This window comes from Caballeronia pedi (genome assembly GCF_001544915.2).
Classification (GTDB): domain Bacteria; phylum Pseudomonadota; class Gammaproteobacteria; order Burkholderiales; family Burkholderiaceae; genus Caballeronia; species Caballeronia pedi.
Window position 1 is genome coordinate 105,757 of the sequence record NZ_FCOE02000014.1, and the last position, 21,305, is coordinate 127,061.

General features: G+C 64.0%; 22 protein-coding genes. 13 read left to right on the forward strand and 9 right to left on the reverse strand.

The features are described from left to right. Positions 1-212: 212 nt before the first annotated feature. Positions 213-1,427, forward strand: coding sequence for an MFS transporter (locus tag AWB80_RS21575; RefSeq protein ID WP_061176690.1), 1,215 nt, complete (start codon positions 213-215; stop codon positions 1,425-1,427). A 6-nt stretch (positions 1,428-1,433) separates the two neighbouring features. Here AWB80_RS21575 and AWB80_RS21580 read toward each other — a convergent pair whose 3' ends face one another. Then, positions 1,434-1,739 carry an addiction module antidote protein gene (locus AWB80_RS21580; RefSeq protein WP_061176691.1) on the reverse strand — a complete coding sequence of 102 codons (306 nt, stop codon included), beginning with the start codon at positions 1,737-1,739 and terminating at the stop codon, positions 1,434-1,436. Positions 1,740-2,017: 278 nt separating this feature from the next. On the opposite strand from AWB80_RS21580, the gene AWB80_RS21585 reads away from it, so the two are divergent. The 3 genes from AWB80_RS21585 to AWB80_RS21595 all read left to right on the forward strand — a co-directional run bounded on the left by AWB80_RS21585 (position 2,018) and on the right by AWB80_RS21595 (position 5,716). After that, a complete protein-coding gene (locus tag AWB80_RS21585) occupies positions 2,018-2,764 on the forward strand; it encodes a GntR family transcriptional regulator (RefSeq protein ID WP_035500811.1) in 747 nt (248 codons plus the stop codon). A gap of 10 nt (positions 2,765-2,774) precedes the next feature. Next, positions 2,775-4,208 (forward strand): multidrug transporter subunit MdtD, encoded by a 1,434-nt coding sequence (mdtD, locus tag AWB80_RS21590; protein ID WP_061176692.1) that lies wholly within the window; start codon positions 2,775-2,777, stop codon positions 4,206-4,208. Positions 4,209-4,444: 236 nt separating this feature from the next. Beyond that, positions 4,445-5,716: an EAL domain-containing protein gene (locus tag AWB80_RS21595; protein WP_061176693.1), complete on the forward strand. Its 1,272-nt coding sequence runs from the start codon at positions 4,445-4,447 to the stop codon at positions 5,714-5,716. Positions 5,717-5,721: 5 nt separating this feature from the next. On the opposite strand, the gene AWB80_RS44430 is transcribed toward AWB80_RS21595, so the two are convergent. From AWB80_RS44430 to xseA, 3 genes are all read right to left on the reverse strand, one after another. After that, complete coding sequence (locus tag AWB80_RS44430) at positions 5,722-5,874, reverse strand: hypothetical protein (protein WP_167390471.1); 153 nt, start codon at positions 5,872-5,874, stop codon at positions 5,722-5,724. Positions 5,875-5,996: 122 nt separating this feature from the next. Then, positions 5,997-6,578: a superoxide dismutase [Fe] gene (gene sodB / locus AWB80_RS21600; RefSeq protein WP_061176694.1), complete on the reverse strand. Its 582-nt coding sequence runs from the start codon at positions 6,576-6,578 to the stop codon at positions 5,997-5,999. Positions 6,579-6,788: 210 nt separating this feature from the next. Beyond that, on the reverse strand, positions 6,789-8,156 hold the full coding sequence (gene xseA / locus AWB80_RS21605) for an exodeoxyribonuclease VII large subunit (RefSeq protein WP_061176695.1): 1,368 nt from the start codon (positions 8,154-8,156) through the stop codon (positions 6,789-6,791). 430 nt (positions 8,157-8,586) lie between these two features. Between xseA and lpxK the strand changes: the two genes are divergently transcribed. The 5 genes from lpxK (at position 8,587) to AWB80_RS21630 (ending at position 12,502) form a co-directional block, all read left to right on the forward strand. After that, complete coding sequence (gene lpxK, locus AWB80_RS21610) at positions 8,587-9,603, forward strand: tetraacyldisaccharide 4'-kinase (RefSeq protein WP_061176696.1); 1,017 nt, start codon at positions 8,587-8,589, stop codon at positions 9,601-9,603. Beyond that, on the forward strand, positions 9,584-9,790 hold the full coding sequence (locus AWB80_RS21615; RefSeq protein ID WP_061135290.1) for a Trm112 family protein: 207 nt from the start codon (positions 9,584-9,586) through the stop codon (positions 9,788-9,790). Before lpxK ends, AWB80_RS21615 begins: the two co-directional genes overlap by 20 nt. Before the next feature lie 11 nt (positions 9,791-9,801). Further along, entirely contained in the window at positions 9,802-10,593 is a 792-nt protein-coding gene (gene kdsB, locus AWB80_RS21620) for a 3-deoxy-manno-octulosonate cytidylyltransferase (protein WP_061176697.1), read from the forward strand. A gap of 285 nt (positions 10,594-10,878) precedes the next feature. Beyond that, complete coding sequence (gene adk / locus AWB80_RS21625) at positions 10,879-11,544, forward strand: adenylate kinase (RefSeq protein WP_061176698.1); 666 nt, start codon at positions 10,879-10,881, stop codon at positions 11,542-11,544. A gap of 199 nt (positions 11,545-11,743) precedes the next feature. Further along, the gene (locus tag AWB80_RS21630; protein ID WP_061176699.1) at positions 11,744-12,502 is read left to right on the forward strand and encodes a 3-hydroxyacyl-CoA dehydrogenase; all 759 of its coding nucleotides are present in this window, start codon (positions 11,744-11,746) and stop codon (positions 12,500-12,502) included. 26 nt (positions 12,503-12,528) lie between these two features. On the opposite strand, the gene AWB80_RS21635 is transcribed toward AWB80_RS21630, so the two are convergent. Together AWB80_RS21635 and murJ are read right to left on the reverse strand one after the other, a co-directional pair. Then, positions 12,529-13,374, reverse strand: coding sequence for a SirB1 family protein (locus AWB80_RS21635; protein ID WP_061176700.1), 846 nt, complete (start codon positions 13,372-13,374; stop codon positions 12,529-12,531). After that, complete coding sequence (gene murJ / locus AWB80_RS21640; RefSeq protein WP_061176701.1) at positions 13,374-14,924, reverse strand: murein biosynthesis integral membrane protein MurJ; 1,551 nt, start codon at positions 14,922-14,924, stop codon at positions 13,374-13,376. The genes AWB80_RS21635 and murJ overlap by 1 nt, the downstream gene beginning before the upstream one ends. A gap of 389 nt (positions 14,925-15,313) precedes the next feature. On the opposite strand from murJ, the gene rpsT reads away from it, so the two are divergent. Continuing rightward, entirely contained in the window at positions 15,314-15,592 is a 279-nt protein-coding gene (gene rpsT / locus AWB80_RS21645; RefSeq protein ID WP_061176702.1) for a 30S ribosomal protein S20, read from the forward strand. A 158-nt stretch (positions 15,593-15,750) separates the two neighbouring features. Here the strand turns inward: rpsT and AWB80_RS21650 are convergent, their stop codons facing one another. Then, positions 15,751-16,086 (reverse strand): DUF3579 domain-containing protein, encoded by a 336-nt coding sequence (locus tag AWB80_RS21650; RefSeq protein WP_061176703.1) that lies wholly within the window; start codon positions 16,084-16,086, stop codon positions 15,751-15,753. Between the two features lie 530 nt (positions 16,087-16,616). Here AWB80_RS21650 and argF point away from each other — a divergent pair. Together argF and AWB80_RS21660 are read left to right on the forward strand one after the other, a co-directional pair. Continuing rightward, positions 16,617-17,546: an ornithine carbamoyltransferase gene (argF, locus tag AWB80_RS21655; protein WP_061176704.1), complete on the forward strand. Its 930-nt coding sequence runs from the start codon at positions 16,617-16,619 to the stop codon at positions 17,544-17,546. Positions 17,547-17,709: 163 nt separating this feature from the next. Then, positions 17,710-18,939, forward strand: a complete 1,230-nt coding sequence (locus AWB80_RS21660) for an argininosuccinate synthase (protein WP_061176705.1) — start codon at positions 17,710-17,712, stop codon at positions 18,937-18,939. A gap of 68 nt (positions 18,940-19,007) precedes the next feature. On the opposite strand, the gene murB is transcribed toward AWB80_RS21660, so the two are convergent. Continuing rightward, positions 19,008-20,024, reverse strand: coding sequence for a UDP-N-acetylmuramate dehydrogenase (murB, locus tag AWB80_RS21665; RefSeq protein WP_061176706.1), 1,017 nt, complete (start codon positions 20,022-20,024; stop codon positions 19,008-19,010). 99 nt (positions 20,025-20,123) lie between these two features. Here murB and AWB80_RS21670 point away from each other — a divergent pair, with 99 nt between their 5' ends. Further along, on the forward strand, positions 20,124-20,609 hold the full coding sequence (locus AWB80_RS21670) for a YajQ family cyclic di-GMP-binding protein (RefSeq protein ID WP_014192189.1): 486 nt from the start codon (positions 20,124-20,126) through the stop codon (positions 20,607-20,609). Between the two features lie 60 nt (positions 20,610-20,669). On the opposite strand, the gene plsY is transcribed toward AWB80_RS21670, so the two are convergent. Then, a complete protein-coding gene (plsY, locus tag AWB80_RS21675) occupies positions 20,670-21,305 on the reverse strand; it encodes a glycerol-3-phosphate 1-O-acyltransferase PlsY (RefSeq protein WP_061176707.1) in 636 nt (211 codons plus the stop codon).

The window sequence follows — 21,305 nt, forward strand, 5'->3', positions numbered from 1 at the left end:
CCAATATCGACAACCCATAGGCGGCATTGCATAAACGACATATTCATCGCTCGATATGTGCGCTGAGCCTTATCCAGCAAGGCTTTCGACGCTGCCGTCCGATCGTTCGGACAGACGATTTGTCCTACCTGGATACAAAACGAGTGCGACGTTGCGCCGCAACATATGGGAGAATCACGTCTTCGCGCCGAATTCAACCCCGCAATTTCCCTATGTCCTCCGAGCCTCGCAACGAGCCGCAAGGCGATTTCGCAATCACCCTGCGGATTCTGCCGGTCGTGCTGTACACGTTCCTTTGCTATCTGACGATCGGCATTCCGCTGGCGGTGCTGCCAGGCTTCGTGCATACGGATCTCGGCTACGGCTCGGTGATGGCGGGCGCGGCGATCAGCGTTCAATATTTCGCGACGCTCCTGTCGCGGCCGCTCGCGGGCCGCACCGCCGACACGCTCGGTCCCAAGAAAACCGTGCTCTACGGTCTCGCGGCGTGCGCGGTGAGCGGCGTGCTACTGCTGTGCTCGGCGCTCGCCGCGCAATGGCATGTGGTAAGTCTCGTGCTGCTGGTGATCGCGCGGCTCGTGCTGGGCTTCGGCGAGAGCTGGGTCGGCACGGGATCGATCACGTGGGGTATCGGGCGCGTCGGCGTGACCAGCAACGCGAAGGTTATTTCGTGGAACGGCATCGCGACTTACGGCGCGCTCGCGATCGGCGCGCCGCTCGGCGTCGCGATCGATCATGCGCTGGGATTCGCGTCGCTCGGGCTGATCGTCATCGCGCTGGGTGGGTTCGGTTACTGGCTCGCGACGCGCATGGCGAGCGTGCCGGTCGTGCATGGCGAGCGGCTTTCGTATCGCAGCGTGTTCTTTCGCGTGCTGCCGCATGGGCTCGGGCTCGCGCTCGGGTCGGCAGGGTTCGGCTCCATCGCGACGTTCATCACGCTCTACTATGCCGCGCACAACTGGCCCAATGCGGCGCTTTCGCTCACTGTGTTCGGCACGATGTTCATCGGCGCGCGGCTGCTGTTCGCCAATACGATCAAGGCGTATGGCGGGTTTCGCGTGGCGATCGTATCGTTTGCTTTCGAATGCGGCGGGCTGTTGATGTTGTGGCTTGCGGCTGAGCCTACGTTCGCGCTTGCGGGCGCGGCGTTGACGGGGTTCGGGTTTGCTCTGGTATTTCCGGCGCTCGGCGTCGAGGCGGTCGGACTCGTGCCGCCCGCGAGCCGTGGTGCGGCGCTTTCCGCGTATTCCGTGTTTCTCGATTTGTCGCTCGGGTTGACCGGGCCGCTCGCGGGGTATGTCGCGGGTGAGTTCGGGTATGGGTCGGTGTTTCTGTTTGCCGCGCTGGCCGCAGCCGCGGCGGTGGCGTTGTCGGTGGCGCTGTATATGCGCGCGGGACGTGGAGTGGGTGGGCCGGCTACGGTTTGATGCGGGTCAGGTACCCGCTTTTGATCCGTGCAGTTGCAGCCCCAGCGCCTTGACCACTTTCAGGATCGTGCCAAAGCTCGGATTGCCGTCTTCCGATAGGGCTTTATAAAGGCCCTCGCGAGTGATTCCGCTGTCGCGTGCCACCTGCGCCATGCCACGCGCCCGAGCGATCACACCCAAAGCATGAGCGATGAACGCGGGATCATCGCCACCCTCTTGCAGGCACGCGTCGAAGTACTCGGCAATGTCGTCTTCCGTCTTCAAATAATCGGCTGTATCCCACGGACTGGTTTTGATCTTTGTGCCGGTCATGTTCACTCCAAATCCAGGTGGCGAAGCATTGCATGAGCAGGACCTGACGTCCTGCTCATGGGTGGACTCCAGTGTTCGAAAACTTCGGTCTTGCGTATCTTCAGCATTGCAGAGTGTAATCCATGGTTCACACCCTGTAAGCGGCAATTCGCAGGGCGCGCTTTGCTTTGGCGAGCTTTTCGGGGGTCTCTTAATGTTTTTCAGTTTAGGGAACACAACGCCCCTTCGTCTTCAAGGTTTGTCTTAAAATCCCCGCTTGGCCCATTAGCGTCCGCTTTATGAACCCGACCTCGGAAGACCGCTGGTGCGACCTGCGCCCGGACCCGGACAGCGACACTCCGCTCTATCTTCAACTCGCCCGCAAGCTCGCCAACGCCATCCACGACAATCGCTGGAACGCCGGCGAAGCGCTGCCTTCCGAGCGCGTGCTGTCGGAAGCGCTCGGCGTCTCGCGGATCACGTCCCGGAAAGCGATCGCGCTGCTCGTCGAGCAAGGGCTGATTCGCCGCGAGCAAGGCGCGGGCAGCTTCATCACGCCGCGCTACGAAGACCCGCTCTCGCGTCTGTCGAGCTTTTCCGAGATGCTGCGGCGGCGCGGCTTCAAGCCCAGCTCCAAATGGCTCTCGCGCACCATCGAGCCCGCCAATCGCGATGAAGTCATCCAGCTCGGCCTCTCGCCCGCCGCCACCGTCACGCGCCTGAAACGGCTGCGGCTCGCCGACGACATCGTGATGGCCGTCGAGAACTCCACCTTCCCCGCGTCGTGCATCCCCGATCCGCAGACCATCGGCGATTCGCTGTACAGCTATCTCGATGCGCGCGGGCTCTCCATCGTGCGCGCGCTGCAGCATTTCCGCGCGGTGAACGCGAGCCCGGAAATCGCGCAGCAAATGGGCATCGCGCCACACGACGCGCTCCTGCTCATCACGCGCGTCGGCTACACGGCCGATCAGCGCGCGATCGAACTGACCGATACCTACTGCCGCAACGATTACTACGACTTCGTCGCCGAGCTGCGAAAGTGATCCCCGCCCAATGACCGACACCGCCACAGCCCAGCCTTCCGACCGATCGCTCTCCATCATGCTGTGGCTCGTCGCCACGGGCTTCTTCATGCAGACGCTCGATTCGACGATCGTCAATACCGCGCTCCCCGCCATGGCCAGGAGCCTCGGCGAGGCGCCGCTGCGCATGCAGGGCGTCGTGATCGCCTACTCGCTCACGATGGCGATGATGATCCCCTTCTCCGGCTGGCTCGCCGACAAGCTCGGCACGAAACGCGTGTTCTTCAGCGCGATTCTCGTGTTCACGATCGGCTCGCTGTTGTGCGCGAAAGCGCAGTCGTTGCAGGCGCTGGTCGCGTATCGCGTGGTGCAGGGCGTGGGCGGCGCGATGCTGCTGCCGGTCGGACGCCTCGCCGTGCTGCGCGTGTTTCCGGCGGAACGGTATCTCTCGGCGCTCGCGTTCGTCGCGATTCCGGGACTGATCGGCCCGCTCATCGGTCCGACGCTCGGCGGCTGGCTCGTGCAGATCGCGTCGTGGCACTGGATCTTTCTCATCAACGTGCCGGTGGGCGTGATCGGCTGCATCGCGACGAATCTGTACATGCCTGACAGCCGCAATCCGGCGACCGCGCCCTTCGATCTCGCGGGCTATCTGCTGCTCGCCGTCGGCATGGTCGCGCTGACGATTTCGCTCGACGGCCTCGCCGATCTCGGTCTGCAGCACGCGATCGTGATCGTGCTGCTGGTGCTCTCGTTCGGCTGCTTCGTCGCCTACGGTCTGCACGCGACGCGCGCCGCCCAGCCGATCTTCTCGCTCGATCTCTTCAAGATCCACACCTTCAGCGTCGGGCTGCTCGGCAATCTGTTCGCGCGTATCGGCAGCGGCGCGATGCCGTATCTGATTCCGCTGCTCCTGCAAGTGAGCCTCGGCTACACGGCGTTTCAGGCCGGCATGATGATGCTGCCCGTCGCCGCCGCCGGCATGGCGTCGAAGCGCCTCGTCACGCGTCTCATCGAAAAGCACGGCTACCGGCGCGTGCTGGTCGTGAACACCGTGCTCGTCGGACTGATGATGGCGAGCTTCGCGCTCGCGAGCGCGCATCAGCCGCTGTGGTTGCGGCTCGTGCAACTGGCCGTGTTCGGCGCCGTCAATTCGATGCAGTTCACCGCGATGAACACGCTCACGCTGAAAGATCTCGGCACCGGCGGCGCGAGCAGCGGCAACAGCCTTTTTTCGCTGGTCCAGATGCTGTCGATGAGCCTCGGCGTGACCGTCGCGGGCGCGATTCTCTCGACCTTCACGGGACTGCTGCCGCAGGTGACGGAATCGAATTCGCTGCCCGCGTTCCACGCGACGTTCCTGTGCGTGGGCGTCATCACGGCAGCGACGGCGTGGATCTTCGGCCAGCTCGCGCCGGAAGTGCGCGCGGCGCGCAGGAAGCCGGATCCTTCGGAATCGAATTGATGCGGACCGGAGCGTAATTCACGCACCGCGCCGGTGCTCGCGCGCACGGTTGCGCGGCGCGCGCTCCCGCGCGTGCGGCATGACTGGACGAATCCACACACGAATACGCGCGCCGGGCGCTCCGATTCCGCCGCCGAGCCGCTTGCATATTGAATTTGCACGCTTTTTGCTCGAACGGTCGGAAGCCGATCCGGTAAACTATCTCGATAAAGTCACTTGCCCTGCGCCTCGACACCATGAGCATGGTTGATCTCGACCCTCCCCGCTTTCAGCCGCCCCGCCCCATCGCGGGCGATGACGGTTCGCGTCGCACCGTGCTGTACGGCGAATTCACCGTGTTCAGCGTGTTTCAGCCGGTGTTTTCCGTGTCGCACCGGCGCGCGATCGGCTATCACGCGTCCTTGCGCGCCCGCGACGACACGCATCGCCACGTGCCGTCGCACGAAGTTTTCACGCAAGCAGCGCGGCGCGGCGATCTGCTCGAACTCGGCCGGCTCGCCGAATCGCTGCATCTGGGCAACTTCAACGCGTTCGACAGCCACGACGAATGGCTCTTTCTGAGCCTGCATCCCGCCGCGCTGATGGATACGAGCTACGGCGACGCGCTGCTCGCTTCGCTGAAGGACATCGGCCTGCCGCCGCAGCGTGTCGTGCTCGAAGTGCCCGAGCAGGCCGGCGGCGAGACGACGCGCTTCGCCGAGATCATCGATTCGATGCGCAAGTCCGGCTTTCTGATCGCGCTGGACGGCTTCGGCGTGAAGCATTCGAACATCGATCGCGTGTGGCATCTGCGGCCCGATATCGTCACGCTCGATCGCTGCATCCTGCAACAGGCGACCGAGCATTCGCATATCGAGCGCGTGCTGCCGCGTCTGGTGTCGCTGCTGCACGAGTCCGGCCAGCTGGTCCTGATGGGCGGCCTCGCGACCGAACGCGACGCGCTGATCGCGCTGGAATGCAACGTCGACTTCGTGCAGGGCGCGTACTTCGCGCAGCCGAGCGTCGATGCGGTGCACAGCGAGGTCGCGACGGGCGTGATGGATGCGTTGTCGGCAGCCTCGCGCGAACGCGTCGCGGCGCGCGAGCGGGCGCAGGCCACGCGTCTCGAACCGTACGTGAGCGGGCTCGAACGGGCATCGGTCAAGCTGATGGAAGGCGAGGCGCTCGTCGTCGCGACGAGCGAGCTGCTGCAACTCGCCGACACCGCGCGCTGCTTCCTGCTCGATCAGGCCGGCCGGCAGATCGGCGACAACGTCGTACCGGTGGTGCGGACGTCGCAGCGCGCGAAACGTTTCAGTCCGCTGCTGCATTCGGAAGGCGCGAGCTGGGAGCGCCGGCCGTATTTCATCGAGGCGCTGCGCTCGCCGGGGCGCGTGCATCTGACGGCGCCGTATCTCTCGATCAACGAGGCGCACCTTTGCGTGACGGCGTCGATCGCCGCGCAGACGCCTTTTGGCCTGCAGGTGCTGTGCGTCGATATCAACTGGGAAGGGGCGAAGCGGCGCTGACTTTTCTACGCGCCGTGGTTCGAATCCGGTCGCAAGAGATCGAATCCCGCGAGCGCGATCACGCCGGACAGCGCGATGAGCGCGGCCGAGTGACGGCCAAAGTAAAGTAGCGCGGCGGCTGACCAAGCCGCGAGGCAAAAGGCCAGGAAGCGTTTCATGACGGTAATGCGGGGCGATTCAAAGCGCCATTTTAGATCGGGTTGCGAGGGCGCGCAGGAACGGCCAGGACGCAAAAAAGCCCTCCGCAGAGGGCTTTTTTACTCGTGCGAACCGCCGGAACTCACGCGCCGAAATTCTTCGCCGCGAAATCCCAGTTCACGATATTCCAGTAAGCCTCGATGAACTTCGGACGCGCATTGCGATAGTCGATGTAATACGCGTGCTCCCACACATCGATGGTCAGCAGCGCCTTCGAATCCGTCGTGAGCGGCGTGGCGGCGTTGCTCGTCGACACGATATCCACCGTGCCGTCGGTCTTCTTCACGAGCCAGGTCCAGCCCGAACCGAACGTGCCGGTTGCGACCTTGGCGAATTCTTCCTTGAACTTGTCGTAGGAACCGTACTTGGCGTTGATCGCGTCAGCCAGCGCGCCGGTGGGCGCACCGCCGCCCTTCGGCGACAGGCTGTTCCAGAAGAACGTGTGATTCCAGACTTGAGCCGAGTTGTTGAACACGCCACCCGAGGACTTCTTCACGATCTCTTCGAGCGACAGGTTCTCGAATTCGGTGCCGGGAATCAGTTTGTTCAGGTTCGTCACATAGGTCTGGTGGTGCTTGCCATAGTGATACTCAAGCGTTTCTTCCGACATGTGCGGAGCGAGCGCGTTCTTGTCGAACGGCAGCGGCGGGAGCGTATGTTCCATGATTCAGCTTCCTTTCTATGTGGTTTGTGGGGGATGGTGAGGCGTGAAGCAGTGGAGCAATGGATTGTAGGCGAGTTGGGATAACCCAGCAAACCGTGTGCCCTTTATGAGAAAGATTGCTTTCCATATGCTTCGCACGGCGTAAAAAGTGCTTTGGCGAGCTTCTTCGGACACGTCAAATGTACGCCGATTCGACGCGTCGCGCCGACTTCAGAATTCGTCTGACAGACGTGGCTGGACATCGGCGAGCAGGACATCGGCGGAGCCTTCCGCGAGATGAACGGTGAGCGCGCGCTTCGGCTTCAACGCATGCGGCGCACGCACCGCGCGGCCGGTTTGGGCGTCGATCAGCGCGGCATAACCGCGTTCCAGTGTGCGCTGCGGACTCAGCACCTGCAAGCGCGCCGCCAGCTCGGACACGCACGCTTTCTCCCGCTCCGCGCGACGCTCTTGCGCGCTACCGAGACGCTGCGCGAGACGCAGCATATGCTCACGTTCGGCGGCCACGTCCGGGCGCTTGCGCTGCCAGCGATAGTGCACCAGCGCGAAGTGCGCGCGCGCATCGCGCACCGGCCGCGCGCCCGCCGCGGCGAGACGAACCGCCACTTGCCGAAGATGCGCACGCTGCCGCGCGAGCCGCTCGGCGGGACTCACGAGCCTGCGCGCGAGCCAGTCGAGTTGTTGCGCGCGTCGCTCCATCATGCGGCCGAAGCCGCGCGCGAGCGCGGCATGACGATGATCGAGCTCGCGCAACAGCAGCACGCGTTGCGGACTGACGAGTTCGGCGGCGGCGGTCGGCGTCGGCGCGCGCACGTCGGCGGCGAAATCCGCGATGGTGAAATCCGTTTCGTGTCCGACGCCGCTCACCACCGGCAACGCACTCCCGGCGATCGCGCGCGCCAGCACTTCCTCGTTGAAGGCCCACAAGTCTTCGATCGATCCGCCGCCGCGGCACACGATCAGCACGTCGACTTCACGCCGCGCGTTCGCGGCGTCGACCATCGCCGCGAGCTTCGCGCCGACGCCCGCGCCCTGCACCGGCGCCGGATACACGACCACCGGCACATGCGGCGCGCGACGTGCGAGCGTCGTCAGCACGTCGCGCAGCGCGGCCGCCTGCAGCGACGTCACGATGCCGATACCGCGCGGATGCGTGGGCAATGCACGCTTTCTCTCCGCGGCGAACAGCCCTTCGCTTTCGAGCTGCGCCTTCAGGCGCAGGAACGCTTCGTAAAGCCGGCCCTGTCCCGTGCGCCGCACCGCTTCGACGTTCAGTTGCAATTCGCCGCGCGGCTCGTACATCGTGACGAGTGCGCGCACCTCGATCTTGTCGCCTTCGCGCGGCGTGAACTCGGCGTATTGCGCGCGGCCGCGAAACATCACGCAGCGCATCTGCGCGTTCGCGTCCTTGATCGAAAAGTACCAATGGCCGCTCGCCGCGCGCGTGAAGTTCGACACTTCGCCCGACACCCACACGAGCGGAAACGACCGTTCGAGCATCGAGTTGATCGCGCGATTGAGCACGGAAACGGGGATGACGGCGTCGCCGCTTTGCGACGGCAGGGAGTCGGGAGTCATGGCTGAACAGGAAAAAAACTTGGCGCGGCGGCCGCTGAGCCGGTGGACGAACGTCGCTGGACGAGGTACGCAAGTGTAACAAGTGTCCACACAGAAAGACTTACCGCCGTATCTGGCGCGACCTCGCCAGAGGCCCGTGAGTTCGTTCTATCCCATTGAATTCGCAGCGTTTTATTTTTGTGAACACTGTAAGCCCCGGAGCAACTCTTTCCTGACGCGCTTCGACGGTTCGCGGGCCGCAAGTTCTTCACAGAGTTATCCACAGGCGCGCTGGTCGTGTGGACAAGCTCCATCGCACGCGCCGGCGACTGGCGCGCACGGCGCGCGCGCGCTAGAGTGCCGGGTTCCAGCATCGCCGGACAGTCCGTCCAACGTCGACCGATACTCAAGGAGCTGCCGTTGCGCGTCACGCCGTATCCGAAGGCCGCCCATGTCTGATTTCAAGCCGCCGATCGAGAACTTCCTCGCCCGCGAATGGCGTCGCCGCGGTCCCGTCGCGTGGGCGCTGACGCCCTTCGCGTGCATCTTCGGCGCGATCGCCGCGACCCGCCGCGCCTTCTACGAGCTGGGCTGGTTCAAGCGCATCGATGTCGGCGTGCCGGTGGTGGTCGTGGGCAACGTGACCGTCGGCGGAACGGGCAAGACGCCGACCGTCATCGCGCTCGTCGAAGCGTTGCGCGCGGCTGGCTTTCAGCCGGGCGTCGTCTCGCGCGGCTACGGCGCGAAAGTCGCGAAGCCCACTAGCGTCACGCCGACCTCGGCAGCCGCGCAGGTCGGCGACGAGCCGCTCCTGATCGCGCGCCGCACGCACGCGCCGGTGTTCGTCTGCCCGGATCGCGTCGCGGCGGCGAAAGCGTTGCTCGACGCGCATCCGAACGTCGATGTCCTCGTCTCCGACGACGGCCTGCAGCACTATCGCCTCGCGCGCGCGTTCGAGCTCGTCGTGTTCGATGCGCGTCTCGGCGGCAACGGCTTCCTGTTGCCAGCCGGACCATTGCGCGAACCGATGTCGCGCCGCCGGGACGCGACGCTCATCAACAGTCCGTACGACCGCACGCTGCCGCCGTGGCCGGACACCTTCGCGCTCGAACTCGAATCGGGCGATGCATGGCTGCTCGACGACCCGCACCAGCGCCGCCCGCTCGATCAGTTCGTCGGCGAAAAAGTGATCGCGGCGGCGGGCATCGGCTCGCCCGAGCGCTTCTTCGCGACGCTGCGCGCGGCGGGCATCGCGCCCGCGACGCGCGCATTTCCCGATCACTATTCGTATCGCGAGAATCCGTTCGCGGGCGTCGAAGCCGATGCGATCCTGATCACCGAAAAGGATGCAGTAAAATTCGGAGCCTGGCGCGATGCACGCATCTGGGTCGTTCCGGTGCAAGCCGTGCTGAGACCGCGCCTCATCGCTCTTGTTGTGGAGAAACTCCGTGGACGCACGTCTGCTTGAAATCCTCGTTTGCCCGATCTGCAAAGGCCCGCTCAGTTACGATCGCGCGGCGCAGGAACTCGTCTGCAGCGCCGACAAGCTCGCCTACCCGATCCGCGACGGCATTCCCGTGATGCTCGTCGACGAAGCGCGCCAGACTGTCGAGGGCACGCCCGTCGAGCCGATCAAACCGGCCGGCGACGCCTGAGCGCGGCTGACATGTCCGTACCGTTCATCGCGGTCGTTCCCGCGCGCCTCGCTTCCACGCGCCTGCCGAACAAGCCGCTCGCCGATATCGGCGGCAAGCCTATGGTCGTGCGCGTCGCCGAGCGCGCGCGCGAATCCGGCGCGAGCCAGGTGCTCGTCGCGACCGATTCCGACCGCGTGGTCGAAGCCGCGCGCGATCACGGCATCGAAGTGATGCTGACGCGCTCGGATCATCCCACCGGCACCGACCGCCTCGCCGAAGTCGCTACGCGCCTGAACTGGGCCGACGACGCGATCGTCGTCAATGTGCAAGGCGACGAACCGCTCATCGATCCGCAACTCGTGCGGGATGTCGCCGATCACCTCGCGGCGCATCCCGAGTGCGCGATTGCCACGGCCGCGCATCCGATCCACGATCCGGCCGACGTCTTCAATCCGAACGTGGTGAAAGTCGTGCTCGATTCGAAAAGCGTCGCGCTCTACTTCTCGCGCGCGCCGATTCCCTGGTCGCGCGATCTCTGGCAGCCGCACTGGCCGGACATCGCCGCGCTCGGGCAATTGCCCGCCGTGCCGGAAAACGTGCTGCGTCACATCGGGCTCTATGCGTATCGCGCGAAGTTCCTGCGCGATTTTCCGACGCTCGCACAAGCGCCGATCGAAGCCGCCGAAGCGCTGGAGCAACTGCGCGCGCTGTGGCACGGCGAACGCATCGCGGTGCGCGTGACGCACGATGCGCCGCCGCCCGGCGTCGATACACCCGCCGATCTCGAGCGCGTCCAGGCGCTCTTCCGCAAAGCGGACTGAAAGCCGCGGCGCAACCGGTGTAAACCCCGCCAGACGCCCAATCGGCGGGGTTCGTGGCGGTTTCTATGCGCGTTATTACGGTCGCGATCGTAAAGACACGTGGCATAATCAAGCGATTGCGCGAGCCTTCCGGTCAGCGCCGCTCAACGTTGCGCCGCTGTCCGCCGGTGCCCGCCGTCTCCTTTCGGCTGGGCGCCCTGTCGTCGACGCCGCACGAGCCACGCCACCGGATGTCAAATCAGCCTCGCGGCTGCAGCGGTTTATAGACGATTCGGAGAGATCACCATGCGTTTGATCCTGTTGGGCGCACCCGGTGCGGGCAAGGGCACCCAGGCAAACTTCATCAAGGAGAAATTCGGCATTCCGCAGATTTCGACCGGCGACATGCTGCGCGCAGCCGTCAAGGCAGGCTCGCCGCTCGGCGTCGAGGCGAAGCGCTACATGGACGCGGGCGAGCTGGTGCCGGATTCGCTCATCATCAATCTCGTGAAGGAACGTCTGCAGGCGGACGACTGCAAGAACGGCTATCTGTTCGACGGCTTCCCGCGCACGCTGCCGCAAGCCGAAGCCATGAAGGACGCGGGCGTTGCGATCGACTACGTGCTCGAGATCGATGTTCCCTTCGACGAGATCATCACCCGCATGAGCGGCCGTCGCGTGCATGCGGCATCGGGTCGCACGTATCACGTCAAGTTCAATCCGCCGAAGGTCGACATGACCGACGACGTCACCGGCGAGCCGCTGATCCAGCGCGACGACGATAAAGAAGAGACCGTCAAGAAGCGTCTCGAAGTGTATGTCGCGCAGACCAAGCCGCTGATCGCGTACTACAACGACTGGGCGGAGAGCGGCGACGCACCGAACGGTTTGAAGGCGCCGGCGTATCGCAAGATCGCGGGCACCGGCAGCGTCGATGAAATCCGCACGCGGGTGTTCGACGCGCTGAAGTAAAAGCGCGCTTTCGCCCGGCGTTCGATGAAACCCGCTCTCCATGAGCGGGTTTTTTTACGCCTGTGAATCCGCATGACCGATGTGCGATTTTGCCCTCACCGGCTTCGCTACAATCGACGCGTTTCCCACGAGGACGGACATCGGCGCGAGCGGCTTTACCCTGCCCTCGCGCGCACGAATCACATAAAGGAGAAGAAGCATGGAGATGCAAGGCAATGTTGTTCTGATCACCGGCGGCGCGTCGGGCCTCGGCGAGGCGACCGCGCGGCTCATCGCGGCGCAAGGCGGCAAGGTCGTGATCGCCGACATGAACGACACAGCGGGCGAAGCGCTCGCGAAGGAACTGTCCGGCACGTTCGTCAAATGCGATGTGAGTCAGGAAAGCGACGGCCAGCGCGCCGTCGATGCCGCCTTGACGCTCGGCACGCTGCGCGGGCTCGTGAACTGCGCGGGCATCGCGCCGGCGGCGAAGACGGTCGGACGCGACGGGCCGCACGCGCTCGATCTGTTCTCGAAGGTGATCTCGGTGAATCTCATCGGCACCTTCAACATGATCCGGCTCGCAGCCAGCGTGATGTCGAAGAACGAAACGAACGATGCGGGCGAGCGCGGCGTGATCGTGAACACGGCGTCGGTCGCGGCGTATGACGGGCAGATCGGCCAGGCGGCCTATGCGGCGTCGAAGAGCGGCGTCGCGGGCATGACGCTGCCGATCGCGCGTGATCTGAGCAAGAGCGGCATCCGCGTGATGACGATCGCACCGGGCCTGTTCGAAACGCCGATGCTGCTCGGCATGCCGAAGGAAGTGCAGGACGCGCTCGGCGCGATGGTGCCCTTCCCTTCGCGCCTCGGCAAGCCCAATGAATACGCGATGCTCGTCAAGCAGATCTTCGATAACCCGATGCTCAACGGCGAAGTGATCCGTCTCGACGGCGCGATCCGCATGCAGCCGAAATAACGCTACATGCGAAGACGGCGGCTGCTTCAGTCGCCGTCGTGTTGCGTGCGCTGCCGCAGCTCGTGCAACTCGGTTTCGACGACCGTCGCGTCGTCGGCGTCCGGACGGAGCTCGATGTAACGCTGCAAGTCCTCCAGCGCCGGCCGCAGATAATCGAGCCGCGCATACGCGAAGCCGCGATCGCGCACTTCCTCGATGCTGTTCGGCAGCGCAATCACGAGCCGCTGCTGAACCGCGAGCAGACGCTGCCAGCGCTCGGTCTGCAAGTAGATGCCTTTCAGGTTGCGCAACATGCGCGCGACGATCTCGCGCCGCGTCGCGGGCTGCAACAGCACGCGCAACGCGCTGCCGATCGATTCGCCCACGCGCTGCACATACGGCTCCAGCATCTCGACCATCTGCGCTTCGGAGAGCGTCTGGCCGGTGGTCGGATCGAGCATCAGATCCTGGCCGGGCGTCGCGACGCGCAACAGGAAATGCCCCGGAAACGACACGCCGCGCGCCGGCACGCCGAGCTGTTCGGCCATTTCCAGATAGATCACCGCAAGCGAGATTGGGATGCCGCGCCGACGCCGCAACACGACGTTCAAATGGCTATTGTCCGGATCGTAGTAGTCGTTGAGGTTGCTGGAGAAACCCAGCTCGCGGAAGAAGTAACGATTGAGCGCATCGACTTTCTGCTTCACGTCCGCGTCGTCGGGCATGCGGCGGCGGGCGCGCACGACGAGCTCGTCGATCTCGGCGAGCGCCGCCTGCATGTCGACATCGGGATAGGCGTCCTGCGCGAGCGACAAGGCCGCTTCCGTGAGCGGAAGGCTCTCGTCGTCCGCCATCAGTGAAGTGAAGTAATCGAGGATACGCGTCGTCGTCATCAAAGCGTGCGTCTCTTGAAATAGGCGTATTTGAAGCCCATCGCGGACAGAATACCGAAATATAGCGCGGCGAACACGACGAGACTTGCACCGAGCAGCGCCACGCGCAGCAACGGCGTCGCGCGCATGGCGATCCAGTCGAAGTTGATCGCAACCCAATGCATCGTGCCCGCAAGAATCAGGCACGCGCCGACGAGTTGCGCGAAAAAGCGCAGCCAGCCCGCCGACGGCCGATAGATCTTGCGGCGGCGCAGGCCCAGGAACAGCAGTCCCGCGTTGGCGAGGGCGCCGAGGCCGATCGACAGCGTCAGACCCGCATGCGAGAAGATCGGCACGAAGACATAGTTGCTCACCTGCGTCATGACGAGCACGAACACGGCGATCTTCACCGGCGTCTTGATGTCCTGCTTCGCGTAGAAACCGGGCGCGAGAATCTTGATGAGGATCAGACCGATCAGCCCGATGCCGTAGGCCGCAAGCGCGCGGCTTACCATCACGACGGAATGGTTGTCGAACTTGCCGTAGTGAAAGAGCGTCGCGGTGAGCGGCTCGGCGAAGAAGAAGAGCGCGATCGCGCTGGGCGCGGCCAGCAGGAACGTGATGCGCAGGCCCCAGTCGAGCAGCGCGGAGTATTCGTCGTTGTCGGCGTCGACGTGCGCTTTCGAGAGGCTCGGCAAGAGGATCGTGCCGAGCGCCGCGCCCAGCAGCGCGGTGGGGAATTCCATGAGCCGGTCGGCGTAGTTGATCCACGACACCGCGCCCGCCCCGATATTCGACGCGATATTCGTGTTGATGATGAGGCTCAGTTGTCCGACCGACACCGCGAAGGTCGCGGGCACCATTTTCAGGAGCACGCGCTTCACGCCCGGATGCGCGAGCGCGCGCCGGAAGTTCAGGCCGATCTTCGGCACCATGTCGATCTTCTTCAGCCCCGGCAACTGCACGAGCAATTGCAGGATGCCGCCCGCGATCACCGCATAGGCGAGCGCGTAGACCGGCACCTTCAGGTGAGGCGCGACGAACACCGCCGCGAAGATGAACGCCACGTTCAGCAGCACCGGCGCGAACGCGGGCAGCGAAAACTGCTTGTACGTATTGAGCACGCCGGAGGCGAGCGTGGTCATCGAGATGAAGACGATGTACGGAAACATGATGCGCGTCATCTCGACGGCGAGGCCGTACGCGGCCCCTTCGTGCGAGAGACCCGACGCCACCGCGTACACCACCCAGCTCGCGCCCGCCATGCCGGCGATCGACAACGCGACGAGGCACCAGGTCAGCACCGTCGACATCGCGTCGACGAGCGCCTTGGTCGGATCGTGACCCTTGCTGTTCTTGAACTCGGCGAGGATCGGCACGAACGCCTGCGCGAATGCCCCTTCCGCGGACAGCCGCCGCAGCAGGTTGGGAATCCGGAACGCGACGTAAAACGCGTCGGTATAGATACTGGCGCCAAAGGCTCGGGCGATCAGCGTTTCGCGGATCAGGCCGGTCACGCGGGACAGCAGCGTGAAGCCGCTGACCGTCAGGAGGGCTCGGAATAGATTCATGGGGCGCTTATTATACGGGGCGCCCGCAACCCGCCCACCAGACTCGGCTTATTGCTGGCGGGCAATACCGCAAGATTGACCGATCGCATCGATCGGGCTCGCGTGAGGGCGGCGGACCGGCTCGATCCACGTCGCGCTTGTCACGTCTCATATTCCGTTGCTATAATCGCGGGTTTCGAAGCTCCAAAATTGTTTGGATTGAGCAGCTTCACGTCTTTTCCGGCTCTGGCCGGCGATGTTACAGAGGTTCTCGGGCAATCGTTCCCGGGATTTCAGATCAAAGGCAGCGCGCACCGATCACCGCTTCCGGCCCCTGGCTGGACAGCCAAGTGAAGCCCGCTCCGGACAAGTGACAGCAGAATCAGCTGAAACAGGAAAAAGGAACCGTCATGGCAAATACCGCACAAGCTCGCAAGCGCGCCCGTCAGGCCGCCAAGGCCAACTCGCACAACTCGGCGCTGCGCTCGAAGTTCCGCACGGCCATCAAGGCAGTTCGCAAGGCTATCGAAGCCGGCGATCAGACCAAGGCCGCCGAAGTGTTCAAGTCGTCGGTCAAGACGATGGACATCATCGCGGACAAGAAGATCATCCACAAGAACAAGGCCGCTCGTCACAAGAGCCGCCTGGCTGCAGCCATCAAGGGCCTGCAAGCCCCCGCTGCCCAGTAATTCCGGCTCGCTTCCGGCGGGCGCACAACGGTTTTCGCGAATTTCGCGAGGTTTCACAATCGGTGCGTTCGTCGAAGCAGCTTCCTGTTTCCGCTGCGCAGTAACGAAAAAGCCCGCTTCGGCGGGCTTTTTTGCGTCTGGGCTTCCGTGTTACAGCGTCAACCCTGCTGCTGGGTCTGCGTGCCGTGATGCGGCGGCAGCTCGCACGCCTCGGTCACGAGGAGATCGTTGTCCTTCGCGAAGTTGAGCACGAAATCGAAGGCCATCGGCTCGATGTCGCGCAGGCGCGAATCGACGATCACGACCTTGATATCGCCGATCATGGTCGGACGCACGTAGATGGAGTATTGCAGGCGGGCGTTCGGCCCTCTCGCCTTGGGTCCGAAACCCGACATCACGCCGCACAGGCGCTCGGACCAGTCGCTCGGCCGAAACTTCCTTCCGCTCTTGGTGATGCCTTGTATGAAGTATTCGGTAGAGGATGATTCAGCCATGTAGCAATACCTTTTGACGGCCGGTGACGCGCACCGGGACGCACATGCCTGACACGGGGAACCGCAGGGCCGGCTCGCGAAAAGTGCCGGGCGGTCTTCGCGCGACGCGATTCTCTGGGAACCGGCCGCGCCCGCGACAGGAATGGCGGACTCGACAGCACTGGGCAAGCCACCGCGGAATCGGAACGCGCGAAATCACGCCGACCGGATTCTTGCGAACCCTTCGCCGCAGCTGCGCGTGAAACGGTGCTGAGTGTTGCAGAACTGTTGAAACGAGCGACCGCAATTATACCTTAGCGGCCCCCTCTTGCGCAGCGCACACAGACATCGGGCGCGTCCATCAGGGATTTGCCGAAGCCGTCGGCCGGGCTTGCGCAGCGCGCATCGCCCTTTCTGCCAGCCTCGTCAAACATCGCAAAATCCTTTATGCTCAAATGCGATACCACCCACGACGGCGGCGTCGTCCGGCCCTGACCCAGCGCGCGTGAGCGCAGCAAAGCGGCCGGTTCGAAGCCGCCGCTTGCGTTTTCATGACCGCCAAGAAAATTCGCCACTATCTTCAGTTCAAGGATTTTTCGCTCGACGACTACGAGTACGTGCTCGAACGCGCGCGCATCCTGAAGCGCAAGTTCAAGAACTACGAGACCTATCATCCGCTGCACGACCGCACGCTCGCGATGATCTTCGAGAAGAGTTCGACGCGCACGCGTCTCTCGTTCGAAGCGGGCATCTTCCAGCTCGGCGGCCACGCGGTGTTCATGAACACGCGCGACACGCAGCTCGGACGCGGCGAGCCGATCGAGGATTCGGCACAGGTCATCTCGCGCATGGTCGACATCATCATGATCCGCACGTTCGGTCAGGACATCATCGAGCGCTTCGCGGAAAGCTCGCGCGTGCCGGTGATCAACGGGCTGACCAACGAATATCACCCGTGTCAGGTGCTCGCGGACATCTTCACGTTCTACGAGCATCGCGGGCCGATTCACGGCAAGACCGTCGCGTGGGTCGGTGACGCGAACAACATGCTCTACACGTGGATTGAAGCCGCGCAGATCCTCGGCTTCAAGTTGCGCCTGTCGACGCCGCTCGGCTACAAGCTCGATCCCGCGCTCGTTTCCGAAGACAGCAAGCCGTTCTTCGAAGAGTTCGACGATCCGAACGACGCCTGCACGGGCGCCGATCTCGTCACGACGGACGTCTGGACCAGCATGGGTTACGAAGCCGAGAACGAAGCGCGCATGAAGGCGTTCGCGGACTATTGCGTCGATACCGAAATGATGGCGCGCGCGAATCCCGACGCGCTTTTCATGCACTGCCTGCCCGCGCATCGCGGCGAGGAAGTGAGCGCGGACGTGATCGACGGTCCGCAGAGCGTGGTCTGGGACGAGGCGGAGAACCGTCTGCATGTCCAGAAGGCGCTGATGGAGTATCTCCTGCTCGGCAAGCTGAATCACTGAGCAAATCGGCGCTGCCGACGCGCCGCGCATCCCAAATTTACGGAAGCGCGGCGATTTGATGTCAAAATAGTGGTTTTTCCGCGCTCTTCATGCCCGTCGCGCGCCAGGCGGACGCGAAGCGGCGCACAACCGCCGCACCGGCTTTTCAGCACACGAGTTCACCATGAGCGATATCAAGAAAGTCGTGCTCGCCTATTCGGGCGGTCTCGACACCTCCGTCATCCTGAAATGGTTGCAGGACAACTACGACGCCGAAGTCGTGACCTTCACGGCCGACATCGGCCAGGGCGAGGAACTGGAGCCCGCGCGCAAGAAGGCGCTCCAGCTCGGCATCAAGCAGGACAACATCTTCATCGAAGACCTGCGTGAGGAGTTCGTCCGCGATTTCGTGTTCCCGATGTTCCGCGCGAACACCATCTACGAAGGCGAGTATCTGCTCGGCACGTCGATCGCGCGTCCGCTGATCGCGAAACGCCAGATCGAGATCGCGCGCGCGGCTGGCGCGCAGGCCGTCTCGCACGGCGCGACCGGCAAGGGCAACGATCAGGTCCGCTTCGAGCTCGGCTATTACTCGCTCGAACCGGGCATCAAGGTGATCGCGCCGTGGCGCGAATGGGACCTGCTCTCGCGCGAAAAGCTGCTCGCGTATGCGGAAAAGGCCGGCATTCCGATCGAAATGAAGCACAAGCAAGGCGGCGCGCCCTACTCGATGGACGCGAACCTGCTGCACATCTCGTTCGAAGGCCGCCATCTGGAAGACCCGAAGGCCGAGGCCGAAGCCGACATGTGGCGCTGGACCGTATCGCCGGAAGAAGCGCCGGATCAGGCCGAGTACCTCGATATCGAATTCGAGAAGGGCGACCCGGTCGCGCTGAACGGCAAGCGCCTGTCGCCCGCCGAGATGCTGACCGAGCTGAACCGTCTCGGCGGCAAGCACGGCATCGGCCGTCTGGATCTGGTCGAGAACCGCTACGTCGGCATGAAGTCGCGCGGCTGCTATGAAACGCCGGGCGGCACGATCATGCTGAAGGCGCATCGCGGCATCGAGTCGATCACGCTCGACCGCGAAGTGGCGCACCTGAAGGACGATCTGATGCCGCGTTACGCATCGCTGATCTACAACGGCTACTGGTGGAGCCCGGAGCGCCGCGCGCTGCAGGTGCTGATCGACCACACGCAGGAGAAGGTCAACGGCTGGACGCGCGTGAAGCTCTACAAGGGCAGCGTGTCGGTCGTCGCGCGCGATTCGAAGGAAACGCTGTTCGACAAGACCATCGCGACCTTCGACGACGACGGCGGCGCCTACGACCAGGCCGACGCCGGCGGCTTCATCAAGCTGAACGCGTTGCGCATGCGTATCGCGGAGAATGCGCGCCGCAAGCGCGGAGCGTAATCTCCCGCTTCAGAAACGAAAAACCCGCCGGACTCTGGTTCGGCGGGTTTTTTTCTGCGCGTCGGAAATCAGAGGCAGACCGGTTCCATCTCCATCTCGACGCCGAAGCGCGCCAGCACGTCGCGCCTGATGGCTTCGGCCAGTTCGAGCACTTGCGCGCCCGTCGCGCCGCCGCGATTCACGAGCACGAGCGCCTGCCGGTCATGCACCGCCGCGCCGCCGATGCTGCGCCCTTTCCAGCCGCATCGGTCGATCAGCCAGCCCGCCGCGAGCTTCGCTTGCCCGTCCGACTGGGGATACGAGACCACGCCGGGTTCGCGCGCTTTCAACGCCTCGAACGCCGCCGCGCTCACCACCGGATTCTTGAAGAAGCTGCCCGCGTTGCCGAGCACGGTCCAGTCGGGCAGTTTGGCGCGCCGCACGGCGACGACCGCATCGAAAATGGCCTGCGCGTCCGGTTTTGCAGCGCCTTCGAGCGCGCGCGCGACATCGGCATACTCGGCGCGCGGCGTCCACGCCTTCGGCAGCCGGAACACCACCGACGTGATCATGAAGCGCCCGCGCCCTGCCCGCTTGAAAAAACTGTCGCGATAACCGAACGCGCAGGCGACGCGATCGAACTCCACGCGTTCGCCGGTCGCGAGTTCGACGGCGCTGAGCCGCTCGAAGCGCTCGCCCATTTCGAGCCCGTACGCACCGATGTTCTGAATCGGCGCGGCGCCGACCGTGCCCGGAATCAGCGCGAGGTTTTCGAGGCCCGGCATGCCCTGTGCGAGCGTCCAGGCAACGAATTCGTGCCAGTTCTCGCCCGCGCCGGCCTCAACGAGCCATGCGTCGTCCGTTTCGCCGATCACGCTTTTCCCCGCGAGGGCGACGATCAGCGCGACGCCGTCGAAATCGCGCGTCAGCACGATGTTGCTGCCGCCGCCGAGCACGAGTTGCGGCATGTTCGCGATGCGCGCATCGGTGGCGAGCGCGACGGCCGCATCGACGGATTCGATACGCAGGGCGTGGCGCGCGCGCACGTCGAAACCGAACGTGTTGTGCGTGAGCAGGGCGTAATCAGAGAGAAGCTGGAGCGACATGAGCGAGGCGCGTCGGTAGAATGACGACAGGTCCGTGATTATAGCGATTGCGCGAGCCGCGCCCGACGCGCGCTCGCCTCAATGAAGGAGAATGACAAGATGCCATCGTTTGACGTCGTCAGCGAAGCAAACATGATCGAAGTGAAGAACGCGATCGAACAGTCGAACAAGGAAATTTCCACGCGCTTCGACTTCAAGGGTTCGGACTCACGCGTCGAGCAGAAGGAGCGCGAACTCACGCTCTACGCCGACGACGATTTCAAGCTCGGCCAGGTGAAGGACGTCCTGCTGAACAAGCTGGCCAAGCGCAGCGTCGACGTGCGCTTTCTCGACTACGGCAAGCAGGAGAAAATCGGCGGCGACAAGCTGAAGCAGGTCGTCACGGTGAAGAAAGGCGTGTCGGGCGATCTGGCGAAGAAGATCGTCAAGATCGTGAAGGACAGCAAGATCAAGGTTCAGGCGAGCATTCAGGGCGACGCGGTGCGCGTGCAAGGCACGAAGCGCGACGACCTGCAAAGCGCCATCGCGCTGCTGAAGAAGGAAGTCACGGATACGCCGCTCGACTTCAACAACTTCCGCGACTGATTCGCTGCCGCGTCAGAAGTGAAAAAGCCGTTCCGGTTCGCGCCGGAACGGCTTGTTGCTTTATTCGGCCGCCTGCGCCGCCTTTTTCTTGTCGCCGATGCGGCTTTCCTTCCCCGCCAGCAACTTCGAGATATTGGCGCGATGCCGCCAGATGAGCAGCAGGCTCATCGCCAGCACGGCGAGCGAGATGCGGCTCGGCCCGAACAGAAAGACCTGGAAGAACGGCGCGAACACCGCCGCGACCAGCGCCGCCAGCGACGAATAACGAAAGAAGAACGCGATGATGATCCACGTGAGCAGCGTCGCGACTCCGAGCGCCGGATGGATCGCGAGCAGCACGCCCGCCGCCGTCGCGACGCCCTTGCCGCCCTGGAACCTGAAGAAGACCGGATACAGATGCCCGAGGAACACGGCGATGGCCGCGAGCGCCGTGGCCGTGTTGATGCCCGCCGGATCCCAGCCGAAGCTCGCACCGAAATGCACGACGACCCACACGGGCAGCCAGCCCTTGAACGCATCGCCGATCAGTGTGAGGATCGCGGCCTTTTTGTTGCCTGTGCGCAGCACGTTGGTCGCGCCGGGATTGCCCGAGCCGTACGAGCGAGGATCGGCGAGGCCCATCGCGTGACTCACGACGACGGCGAATGAAATCGAGCCGATCAGATAGGACACGACGGCGACGATCAGAAAGATCAT

What these genes read in the sequence shown, in the direction of transcription:
- AWB80_RS21575 (WP_061176690.1), top strand. Translation starts at nt 213, where the DNA reads ATGTCCTCCGAGCCTCGCAACGAGCCGCAAGGCGATTTCGCAATCACC.
- AWB80_RS21580 (WP_061176691.1), bottom strand. Translation starts at nt 1,739, where the DNA reads ATGACCGGCACAAAGATCAAAACCAGTCCGTGGGATACAGCCGATTAT.
- AWB80_RS21585 (WP_035500811.1), top strand. Translation starts at nt 2,018, where the DNA reads ATGAACCCGACCTCGGAAGACCGCTGGTGCGACCTGCGCCCGGACCCG.
- mdtD (WP_061176692.1), top strand. Translation starts at nt 2,775, where the DNA reads ATGACCGACACCGCCACAGCCCAGCCTTCCGACCGATCGCTCTCCATC.
- AWB80_RS21595 (WP_061176693.1), top strand. Translation starts at nt 4,445, where the DNA reads ATGAGCATGGTTGATCTCGACCCTCCCCGCTTTCAGCCGCCCCGCCCC.
- AWB80_RS44430 (WP_167390471.1), bottom strand. Translation starts at nt 5,874, where the DNA reads ATGAAACGCTTCCTGGCCTTTTGCCTCGCGGCTTGGTCAGCCGCCGCG.
- sodB (WP_061176694.1), bottom strand. Translation starts at nt 6,578, where the DNA reads ATGGAACATACGCTCCCGCCGCTGCCGTTCGACAAGAACGCGCTCGCT.
- xseA (WP_061176695.1), bottom strand. Translation starts at nt 8,156, where the DNA reads ATGACTCCCGACTCCCTGCCGTCGCAAAGCGGCGACGCCGTCATCCCC.
- lpxK (WP_061176696.1), top strand. Translation starts at nt 8,587, where the DNA reads ATGTCTGATTTCAAGCCGCCGATCGAGAACTTCCTCGCCCGCGAATGG.
- kdsB (WP_061176697.1), top strand. Translation starts at nt 9,802, where the DNA reads ATGTCCGTACCGTTCATCGCGGTCGTTCCCGCGCGCCTCGCTTCCACG.
- adk (WP_061176698.1), top strand. Translation starts at nt 10,879, where the DNA reads ATGCGTTTGATCCTGTTGGGCGCACCCGGTGCGGGCAAGGGCACCCAG.
- AWB80_RS21630 (WP_061176699.1), top strand. Translation starts at nt 11,744, where the DNA reads ATGGAGATGCAAGGCAATGTTGTTCTGATCACCGGCGGCGCGTCGGGC.
- AWB80_RS21635 (WP_061176700.1), bottom strand. Translation starts at nt 13,374, where the DNA reads ATGACGACGACGCGTATCCTCGATTACTTCACTTCACTGATGGCGGAC.
- murJ (WP_061176701.1), bottom strand. Translation starts at nt 14,924, where the DNA reads ATGAATCTATTCCGAGCCCTCCTGACGGTCAGCGGCTTCACGCTGCTG.
- rpsT (WP_061176702.1), top strand. Translation starts at nt 15,314, where the DNA reads ATGGCAAATACCGCACAAGCTCGCAAGCGCGCCCGTCAGGCCGCCAAG.
- AWB80_RS21650 (WP_061176703.1), bottom strand. Translation starts at nt 16,086, where the DNA reads ATGGCTGAATCATCCTCTACCGAATACTTCATACAAGGCATCACCAAG.
- argF (WP_061176704.1), top strand. Translation starts at nt 16,617, where the DNA reads ATGACCGCCAAGAAAATTCGCCACTATCTTCAGTTCAAGGATTTTTCG.
- AWB80_RS21660 (WP_061176705.1), top strand. Translation starts at nt 17,710, where the DNA reads ATGAGCGATATCAAGAAAGTCGTGCTCGCCTATTCGGGCGGTCTCGAC.
- murB (WP_061176706.1), bottom strand. Translation starts at nt 20,024, where the DNA reads ATGTCGCTCCAGCTTCTCTCTGATTACGCCCTGCTCACGCACAACACG.
- AWB80_RS21670 (WP_014192189.1), top strand. Translation starts at nt 20,124, where the DNA reads ATGCCATCGTTTGACGTCGTCAGCGAAGCAAACATGATCGAAGTGAAG.
- plsY (WP_061176707.1), bottom strand. Translation starts at nt 21,305, where the DNA reads ATGATCTTTCTGATCGTCGCCGTCGTGTCCTATCTGATCGGCTCGATT.